Genomic DNA, 8,958 nt, shown 5'->3' with positions numbered 1-8,958 from the left:
GAGAATTTCAGAACGTTGTTCATCGTGTTCCCCTTCAAGGACTTTCCATTAAGTGGCTGTCTCCTCCGATTGAGGAAATAGCCGGCGTACATACTACCCATTACTTGTAGTAAGTAAACTGACGTAAGGCAAGAAGCAAAAAAAATTGTAGGCGTTGATTCTTTTTCGAGCAACTTTTAACTGCACTGTTTAAAAAATATCCAGCTGCAAGCCCCGCGCAGAGCGAGTTATTGAGAAAAAGTTCCCGTTGTCGCGTGCTGTTTTGTGGGCAATGGCTAAAGTCTGCCTATATCAATTCGTCCACACTTTCGTAGCGATTTTGCGGGATACGTCACCTATCTTTGTCCCTCTTGAGGTGACTTTAAACAAAGTCGTACGTCTTAAGTCTCAACATCCGGCAATGTTCAGGTGAGCGGCACGGGAAGATCATCTCCCCCAGCCACCCTGCGTCCATCGGAGCAACCCCGATCCACGTGTGCGATGACGAGTGCACCTTGAGCATTTTTGCCAATGGTGCCTACTATTTATTACGTGCTCGGTTGTGCGAGATCGGTGTGTCTCTTCTCGGTGTCCATCAGGCACGGGGTGGCGTAGATGTTCCTTCGCCGGAAAAACATCGGTAAGGTAGGGGTCAGAATTCAAGACCCGCGAGGAGTAGTGATGAGCGAGGCGTTGTCCATCCACCATGACCAGGCTGGTCATCAGTTCGAGACCAATGTGGACGGTCATCGTGCCTACCTGACCTATATGGATCTGGGGAAACAGACCCTGGATATCTATCGCACGTTTGTGCCCAACGCCCTGCGCGGGCGTGGCATTGCGGCAGCGCTGACTGAAAGCGCGCTGCAATACGCCGAAGAAATGGGCTACACGGTGATCCCGTCGTGCTCCTACGTCGAGCGCTACATGGAACGCCATCAGCGTCGCACCGCGAAAATCTGAGTCATACGCCACACACAAAAACGCCGGGCAATGCCCGGCGTTTTTTTATGCCCGCGAAATGTCGATCAGCTGCGCTGGCGTTTTGGCAGAACATCCTTGAGCTTGGCGTGCATGCTGCGCAGGGTGTTCTCGGTGGCGTACCAGTCGATGCACGCATCGGTGATCGACACGCCGTATTGCAGGTCGGCGAGGTCTTTCGGGATCGCCTGGCAGCCCCAGTTCAGATGACTCTCGACCATCAGGCCGATGATCGACTGGTTGCCTTCGAGGATCTGGTTGGCAACGTTTTCCATCACCAGCGGTTGCAGGGCCGGGTCCTTGTTGGAGTTGGCGTGGCTGCAATCGACCATGATGTTCGGCTTGATCTTCGCCTTGTTCAGCGCCTGCTCGCACAGGGCGACGCTGACCGAATCGTAGTTCGGCTTGCCGTTACCACCGCGCAACACCACGTGACCGTAGGCGTTGCCTTTGGTGGTGACGATCGACACGCCACCTTCCTGGTTGATACCGAGGAAACGGTGCGGGCTGGAAACCGACTGCAAGGCGTTGATCGCCACGGTCAGGCCGCCGTCGGTGCCGTTCTTGAAGCCAACCGCCGAGGACAGGCCGGAAGCCATTTCGCGGTGGGTCTGGGATTCGGTGGTACGCGCGCCGATGGCCGACCAGCTGATCAGGTCCTGCAGATACTGCGGGGAGATCGGGTCGAGGGCTTCAGTGGCGGTTGGCAGGCCTTTTTCAGCCAGGTCCAGGAGCAACTGGCGACCGATGTGCAGACCGTCCTGGATCTTGAACGAGTCGTCCAGATACGGATCGTTGATCAGGCCTTTCCAGCCGACGGTGGTACGCGGCTTTTCGAAATACACGCGCATGACCAGATACAAGGTATCGGAGACTTCCGCAGCCAGTACCTTCAAACGGTCGGCGTATTCGTGGGCAGCCTTGATGTCGTGGATCGAGCACGGGCCGATCACTACGAACAGACGGTGGTCGGTGCCATCAAGAATGTTGCGAATGACTTCACGGCCCTTGGTGACGGTGCGCAGGGCAGCATCGCTCAGAGGGATATCACGCTTGAGCTGATCAGGAGTGATCAGGGTCTCGTTAGAGGCGACGTTTAGGTCGTTGATCGGTAAATCAGCCATCGTTTACTCGTCAGGTCACGGGTGCCGGCCGCCAGCGATCCCCGCGCGGCGGAGCACAGCAGATTTAAGCGCGTCGGGGAGCGGAACCTTAGCGCGTTACGCGCCTGCTCGACAATGGGCAAACGCCGCTTTAATCCAGCACTGGCTGGGCAAAAGCCTTGCGAACGCTGTCGTGGGAGAACTCATCGGCATGTTGTTCGACCCATTGCAGGGCCAGCGCCTGAATATCCTGCAGGTCATCGTGGGCGTCGTTCATGCGGCAGTAGCGCTCGATCTGACACACCTGCTCACCCATTCGCGCGCTGAACAGCGTTTGTTCGTCGGTGAACGCGATCCCCACCAGATAACCTTTTTTACGGCGCAGACACCACGCCACATAGCCCGGATAACAGATGTCGGCATTCAGTGTCGGCATGCGCACTTGCAGGGCCGTGCCATGACGCCAGGCACGGTGGTAATTGCAAGCGATGCCGCCGAGGCTGATAGTGTGCAGCTGTTGCCTGGAAATACACTCAGGCTTGAGCAAGGTTAATTCAACCGGCACCTCGTCCGGATGAGGAATGAAACGTCCCATGAGCACAGACTCCCTGTGTCGGCCATTTGACATTGTTTCCCCCAGTATAGTGGTCGAATCCGAACTGACCGATTTCGACGCCGACCAACGGCTGTTGGCGATGAGCGGCGTTTCGCTGGTGATTTTCACCAGCGTCGGCTGCGCCAGCTGCCGGTTTGCCCGCGAAGTGTTGCCGGGGTTCGATCTGGCGATCGAGCGTTTGTGCTGGATCGACGCCGGCAATAACGGCGGGCTGGTCGAGCGTTATCAGGTCTTTCATTTGCCGGCGCTGTTTGTCGTGCGCGACGGCGAGTTCTTTGGGGCATTGCACACGCGCCTGACGGCCGACGCGCTGAACGCAGCGCTGGCGCAGGCGCTGAGTCGAACAGCAGAGGAGTTGCCATAAATGGGGACAATCAATAAACCGGTGGTGGGGATTATCGGCACCGGCGCCATCGGCGGGTTTTACGGCGTGATGCTGGCGCGCGCCGGCTTCGATGTGCACTTTCTGTTGCGCAGCGAGTTTTCTGCAGTGGCCGAACGCGGCTTGCAGGTGGACAGCGCGGTGCATGGCCTGCTGACGCTCAATCCGGTGCAGGCCTACTCTTCGGCTGAAGACATGCCCAAGTGCGACTGGCTGCTGGTGGGCGCCAAGACCACCAGCAATGCCGGTCTTGCTCCGTCGATCATTCACGCGGCAAAACCCGATGCAAAAGTGCTGGTGCTGCAAAACGGCCTCGACGTCGAGGACAGCCTGCGTGAACTGTTGCCTGACTCGCTGCATCTGCTCGGTGGTCTGTGCCTGATCTGTGTGCATCGCGACGGCCCCGGGCAAATCACCCATCAGGCACTTGGCGCGGTGAACGTCGGTTACCACAGCGGCCCGGCTGCCGACGACGCTGCGCGTATGGCGCTTGTCGAGGAAGGCTCGGGGCTGTTTCGCGCCGCCGGCATCGATTCCCAGGCGATGCCCAATCTGTATCTGGCTCGCTGGCAGAAACTGGTCTGGAACATCCCGTATAACGGTCTCTCGGTGTTGCTCGGCGCCAGCACTACGCCGCTGATGGCCGATGCCGACAGCCGCGTGTTGATTCAGGCGTTGATGGCCGAAGTGGTGCAGGGCGCCAAGGCCTGCGGTCTGGAAGTGCCACCTGGTTACGCTGATTTCCTGTTTACGATGACCGAGAAAATGGCCGATTACTGGCCGAGCATGTACCACGATTTTTTGCACAAGCGACCGCTGGAACTGGAGGCGATTTACGTCAGGCCGTTGGCGGCAGCCAAAGCGGCGGGGTGTGAACTGCCGCGAATCGAGGCGCTGTATCGGGCATTGAGCTTTATTGATCGACGCAACACTTGAGTCGTTTTTTTGCGGGTGCTGGGGGAAACATGGCGAAGAACATTGATGACAAACTGGTGCTGGCGATCTCGTCGCGCGCCTTGTTCGACCTGAGCGAGAGCCACAAGGTTTATCTGTCGAGCGGCGTTGAAGCCTATCGGCAATATCAGATCGAGCACGAAGACGAGATCCTCGCACCCGGCGATGCCTTCCCCCTGGTGGAAAAACTCCTGAGCCTGAACAGTCGCCTCGGCCGCGCCCGGGTCGAGGTGATTCTGGTGTCGCGCAACAGCGCCGATACCGGGTTGCGCGTGTTCAACTCGATTCATCACTACGGTCTGGCGATTTCCCGCGCAGCGTTTGTCGGCGGGCGCAGTCCTTATCCGTATCTGAAAGCCTTTGGTTGCGACTTGTTTCTTTCAACCCACGCCGAAGATGTGCGTGCGGCACTGGATGCCGGTTTCGCCGCCGCGACCATTCTTTCCGGGGGCGCCAGTCGTGCGGCCAGCGATGAATTGCGCATCGCCTTCGACGGTGACGCGGTGATTTTTTCCGACGAGTCGGAGCGCATCTATCAGTCCGGCGGGCTCGAAGCGTTTCAGGCCAAGGAGCGTGAGGCGGCGCGCGAGCCCTTGCGCGGCGGGCCGTTCAAGGGCTTTCTGGCGGCGCTCAATCTGCTGCAACGCGAGTTCCCCGACGACGACTGCCCGATCCGCACGGCACTGGTCACGGCGCGTTCGGCGCCGGCGCATGAGCGGGTGATCCGCACGTTGCGGGAATGGGACATCCGCCTCGACGAATCTCTGTTCCTCGGTGGCCTGACCAAATCGGCGTTTCTCGAAGCGTTTGCCGCCGACGTGTTCTTCGACGATCAGGCCGGCCACTGCGAACTCGCCCGCGAAGTGGTCGCCACCGGCCACGTGCCCCACGGCATCAGCAACGAACCATCGATCTAAAGCCCCTGTGCTTCAAGACGTTGCGTCGCACGTCGTACTCGTCAAGGCACTGCTAAGCTGAATCAAATCTCCGCCATGTTGGCTTGCGAGGAGGTCATATGATTCGTTCGATGCTGTATGCCACTGACCTCGGTCTGTACGCACCGTTAGTGATGCAGCACGCCCTGGCTTTGGCGCGAACATTCAATGCCGACTTGTATGTAGTGCACGCGGTGGAGCCGATGGGGCTGTTTGCCGAGTCGGTGTTGCAGAGTTATCTCGACGAGCAGGCATTGAACGAATTTCACAGCGAGGGTCTGAAAACAGTCATCGCCAATATCGAGCAGCGGGTGCTGGAGAGCTTTCGCGAAGAGCTGGGGGACGAAGGCGAGCAGGATCTGCAGCGCATTCGCGCGGTACGCGTGCTGCAGGGCGATCCGTCGCAGGTGATTCTTGACCAGGTGCAGAAACTCTCTGTCGATTTGCTGATCGTAGGAAGTCACAGCCATGGGGTGGGCGCGGAAACGCCGTTGGGTCGCACGGCGACGCGGGTCCTGCAATTGTCCAAGGTGCCGGTTTATCTTGTGCCGCTGGTGGAGCGTCGGCGGCGGGAGGATCGCTGAGGCAGGATTAATGGCCTTTTGATAAAAAAGTTCTAGATTTATTATTCAAACCATTAATATAGTTATATACCGTCGCTGATGCCCGTGGCGTCTACCTGCTTTGAGGGATACATATGAAGCTTCAACAATTGCGCTACATCTGGGAAGTGGCGCACCACGACCTCAACGTTTCCGCTACAGCCCAAAGCCTTTACACCTCGCAACCGGGTATCAGTAAACAAATCCGCCTGCTGGAAGATGAACTCGGCGTTGAAGTGTTCGCCCGAAGCGGCAAGCACCTGACCCGCGTCACGCCGGCCGGCGAGCGCATCATCACCACTGCCGGTGAGATTCTGCGCAAGGTTGAAAGCATCAAGCAGATTGCCCAGGAATTCTCCAACGAGAAGAAAGGCACCCTGTCGATCGCTACTACTCACACCCAGGCACGTTATGCACTGCCGCCGGTGATCAGCAATTTCATCAAGCAATATCCGGACGTGGCGCTGCACATGCACCAGGGTTCGCCGATGCAGATCGCTGAAATGGCCGCTGACGGCACTGTCGATTTCGCCATCGCCACCGAAGCGCTGGAGTTGTTCGGTGATCTGGTGATGATGCCGTGCTATCGCTGGAACCGCTGTGTGGTCGTGCCGCAGGGCCATCCCCTGACCAAGCTGCCGAAGCTGACCCTCGAAGCGCTCGCCGAATACCCGATCGTGACGTACGTGTTCGGTTTCACCGGCCGTTCGAAACTCGACGAAGCGTTCAGTCATCGTGGCCTGACACCGAAAGTGGTGTTCACCGCTGCCGACGCCGACGTGATCAAAACCTACGTGCGTCTGGGCCTGGGTGTCGGCATCGTCGCCAAAATGGCGGTTGATACCAAACTCGACAACGATCTGGTGGTGCTGGATGCCAGCGAGCTGTTCGAATCGAGCATCACCAAGATCGGTTTCCGTCGCGGTACTTTCCTGCGTGGTTTCATGTGCGACTTCATCGAGAAGTTTGCTCCGCACCTGACCCGCGAAGTGATGGCCAAAGCCATCCAGTGCCACAACAAGCAAGAGCTGGAAGAGCTGTTCGACGGCGTCGAGCTGCCCGTCCACTAAGTCCGCGCTTCAAAGCACCTCGGTGACAGCAAACTGTTGCCGGGTGCCCGCCACCAGAATCTCCACCTCGTCACCCTCGAATTTGCCCAGCAGGCTCTTGCCCATGGGCGAGCGCGGGGTGATGACGGTAATCGGCTGACCGACCACGTCGACTTTCAGCCCCGCCGCATCCGGCGCCAGAAACAGCCATTGCTCACGCCCCTTTTCGTCTTCCAGACCGAGCAGGGCGCCGATCTCTATTCCCCGATTTTCGTCATAGGCGCGCGGCGTCAGGTTCTGGCACAGCGCCAGTGACTGGCGGATTTCCTCGACGCGTTTTGCTTGTCCGGCCGCCAGATAAGACGCCTCAAGCCCCAAGGTGTCGTATTTGTTTTCGGCGATGTTCTCTTCGTGAGTCGCGGTTTCGTAAGCGGTTTGGGCGGCGCGTTCGGCGATATCGAGGTCGATGCGCAGCTTGTCGAGAATCAATTGGTGGACAGTGTGTTTGTTCATGATCAGTCGCAGAATTGCAAAACGTTGGCGCGGCTCTTTTCGCTTGGCGCGGTCTGGTCCTGTTGCAGCCAGAACTGGCATTTCGGATTCGATTGATTACGGCTGCTGCTGCGTGCCTGATCGAGACGATTCTGTTGCTCGTTCTTGCGCAGGTTTTCTTCGTACTGATCGAACAGCGGGCTCTGCGGCGGAATATCCGGCACCGGTTGAACCGCCGGCGGGTTGGCCAGTTGCTGCACGGCCTGAGCCACTGGCGCCAGTTGCTCGTTGAAGAAAAAGCGCGAGAGCAGCCAGCAGGTCAGCGCGATAGCCAAAAAGCCCAGCCACATGCCCAAGGCAATGCTGCCGGTCAAATGCAGCGCGCTGAGCTGAACAGGCAAGGGGCGACGCGAATTGGGACGATAGGGCATGGCTGCCTCCTGGCGGATGGTTGCGGGCAAGTGGCGATTGTCGCACGAAGATTAATCGGCGTCGGCTCTTCTGCACGAGGTCATTTATGCGGACAATCGGTGCTTTTGCCAACGGGAGTCTTGAATGTCGGAACTGAAAACCCGCTGGGATATTTTTTGCACCGTCGTCGATAACTATGGCGATATCGGCGTGACCTGGCGCCTGGCCCGGCAATTGGTAGCTGAGCATTCATCGGTGGTGCGGCTGTGGGTCGATGATCTGCGCGCGTTCGAGCGCATCTGTCCGGAGATCGACATCAACGCCACGCAACAATGGCAGCAGGGCGTGGAGGTGCGGCACTGGCCGAGCGAGTGGCCGCACACCGACGCCGCTGATGTGGTGATCGCCGCGTTCGCCTGTCAGCTGCCCAGCGAATACATGGACGCGATGGCCGGTCGCGAAAAGCCGCCCTTGTGGATGAACCTCGACTATCTGAGTGCCGAGGAGTGGGTTATTGGCTGCCACGGCCTGCCATCGGTGAAGTACAAGTCGGTGCAGAAGTTCTTCTTCTTTCCGGGATTCCAGCCGGGCACTGGCGGACTGCTGCGTGAGCGAGGATTACTCGAACAGCGTCGGCAATTTCAGCAGGATCCCCAAGCACAGCGACAATTCCTGCAAGGCTTGGGGGTTGAGCGCGCGGCGGACGCCCAACTGGTTTCTCTATTTGCCTACGAGAATGCCGGACTGGCCAGTTGGCTGGATGTACTCGCAGCCGACGCGACAGCCACTCACTTGCTGGTGCCGGAAGGGCGGATTCTCGGCGACGTCGCGCGTTGGCTCGGGGTCGAGACCCTCAACGCCGGGGCAATACATGTACGTCAGGCGCTGACCGTGCAGGTGCTGCAGTTCGTCCGTCAGGATCAATACGATCATCTGCTCTGGTGCTGCGATTTCAACGCGGTGCGCGGCGAGGACTCGTTCGTCCGGGCGCAGTGGGCGGGGCGACCGATGCTCTGGCACATCTACCAGCAGAACGAAGACATCCATCTGGATAAGCTCGATGCCTTCCTCGCGCTCTATTCGAAAGGCCTTTCGCCAGCCGCGGCGCAGGCGATGAACGGTCTCTGGCAGGCCTGGAGTGCGGGGCAGCCGATCGGTGGGCACTGGCTCGAAGCCCGTAAACATTGGCCAGAGCTAAAGGAAAATGCCGAAGCATGGTGTCTGGAACAAGGCTTGCAGGCGGATCTTGCCGCAGCGCTGGTACAGTTTTACCTAAATTGGATATGATACGCGGCCTAGATTTTTGTAAATCCCATCCAAATTCGGATATTCGCAATGAAAACTGGTAAAGAACTCAAACCCGGTACCGTGATCCGTATCGACAACGATCCTAGGCTGGTTCAGAAAGCTGAATTCACCAAGTCGCGCCGTAACAGCGAGATCATGAAGACCAA

General features: G+C 58.4%; 11 protein-coding genes and 1 pseudogene. 8 read left to right on the top strand and 4 right to left on the bottom strand.

Annotated features, from left to right (window positions below):
* Positions 1-660: 660 nt before the first annotated feature.
* On the top strand, positions 661-942 hold the full coding sequence (locus ACIOWE_RS10300) for a GNAT family N-acetyltransferase (RefSeq protein WP_201237342.1): 282 nt from the start codon (positions 661-663) through the stop codon (positions 940-942).
* A 65-nt stretch (positions 943-1,007) separates the two neighbouring features.
* Here the strand turns inward: ACIOWE_RS10300 and ACIOWE_RS10295 are convergent, their stop codons facing one another.
* Both ACIOWE_RS10295 and ACIOWE_RS10290 read right to left on the bottom strand, forming a co-directional pair.
* Positions 1,008-2,084, bottom strand: coding sequence for a 3-deoxy-7-phosphoheptulonate synthase (locus ACIOWE_RS10295; protein WP_401390541.1), 1,077 nt, complete (start codon positions 2,082-2,084; stop codon positions 1,008-1,010).
* Between the two features lie 130 nt (positions 2,085-2,214).
* The gene (locus tag ACIOWE_RS10290; protein ID WP_123587442.1) at positions 2,215-2,658 is read right to left on the bottom strand and encodes a PilZ domain-containing protein; all 444 of its coding nucleotides are present in this window, start codon (positions 2,656-2,658) and stop codon (positions 2,215-2,217) included.
* Between ACIOWE_RS10290 and ACIOWE_RS10285 the strand changes: the two genes are divergently transcribed.
* From ACIOWE_RS10285 to cysB, 5 genes are all read left to right on the top strand, one after another.
* On the top strand, positions 2,657-3,043 hold the full coding sequence (locus tag ACIOWE_RS10285) for a thioredoxin family protein (RefSeq protein WP_401390538.1): 387 nt from the start codon (positions 2,657-2,659) through the stop codon (positions 3,041-3,043). The genes ACIOWE_RS10290 and ACIOWE_RS10285 overlap by 2 nt on opposite strands.
* Positions 3,044-3,997 carry a putative 2-dehydropantoate 2-reductase gene (locus ACIOWE_RS10280; protein ID WP_401390535.1) on the top strand — a complete coding sequence of 318 codons (954 nt, stop codon included), beginning with the start codon at positions 3,044-3,046 and terminating at the stop codon, positions 3,995-3,997. It begins immediately after the preceding gene.
* Positions 3,998-4,026: 29 nt separating this feature from the next.
* Positions 4,027-4,932, top strand: a complete 906-nt coding sequence (locus tag ACIOWE_RS10275) for a 5'-nucleotidase (RefSeq protein ID WP_201237345.1) — start codon at positions 4,027-4,029, stop codon at positions 4,930-4,932.
* A 98-nt stretch (positions 4,933-5,030) separates the two neighbouring features.
* On the top strand, positions 5,031-5,534 hold the full coding sequence (locus ACIOWE_RS10270) for a universal stress protein (RefSeq protein WP_401390532.1): 504 nt from the start codon (positions 5,031-5,033) through the stop codon (positions 5,532-5,534).
* 113 nt (positions 5,535-5,647) lie between these two features.
* Entirely contained in the window at positions 5,648-6,622 is a 975-nt protein-coding gene (gene cysB / locus ACIOWE_RS10265; protein WP_007908591.1) for an HTH-type transcriptional regulator CysB, read from the top strand.
* Positions 6,623-6,631: 9 nt separating this feature from the next.
* Here cysB and ACIOWE_RS10260 read toward each other — a convergent pair whose 3' ends face one another.
* Together ACIOWE_RS10260 and ACIOWE_RS10255 are read right to left on the bottom strand one after the other, a co-directional pair.
* Positions 6,632-7,114, bottom strand: a complete 483-nt coding sequence (locus tag ACIOWE_RS10260; protein WP_401390529.1) for a transcription elongation factor GreAB — start codon at positions 7,112-7,114, stop codon at positions 6,632-6,634.
* A 2-nt stretch (positions 7,115-7,116) separates the two neighbouring features.
* On the bottom strand, positions 7,117-7,524 hold the full coding sequence (locus ACIOWE_RS10255) for a hypothetical protein (protein WP_401390526.1): 408 nt from the start codon (positions 7,522-7,524) through the stop codon (positions 7,117-7,119).
* A gap of 124 nt (positions 7,525-7,648) precedes the next feature.
* Between ACIOWE_RS10255 and earP the strand changes: the two genes are divergently transcribed.
* Together earP and ACIOWE_RS10245 are read left to right on the top strand one after the other, a co-directional pair.
* A complete protein-coding gene (gene earP, locus ACIOWE_RS10250; RefSeq protein ID WP_401390523.1) occupies positions 7,649-8,791 on the top strand; it encodes an elongation factor P maturation arginine rhamnosyltransferase EarP in 1,143 nt (380 codons plus the stop codon).
* A gap of 48 nt (positions 8,792-8,839) precedes the next feature.
* Positions 8,840-8,958: pseudogene (locus ACIOWE_RS10245) on the top strand (elongation factor P); the annotation flags it as partial.

It is taken from the genome of Pseudomonas sp. NPDC087598 (genome assembly GCF_044743525.1).
Classification (GTDB): Bacteria; Pseudomonadota; Gammaproteobacteria; order Pseudomonadales; family Pseudomonadaceae; genus Aquipseudomonas.
The sequence above is the reverse complement of the archived record's forward strand: the minus strand, read 5'-3'. Positions and strand labels throughout refer to the sequence as shown.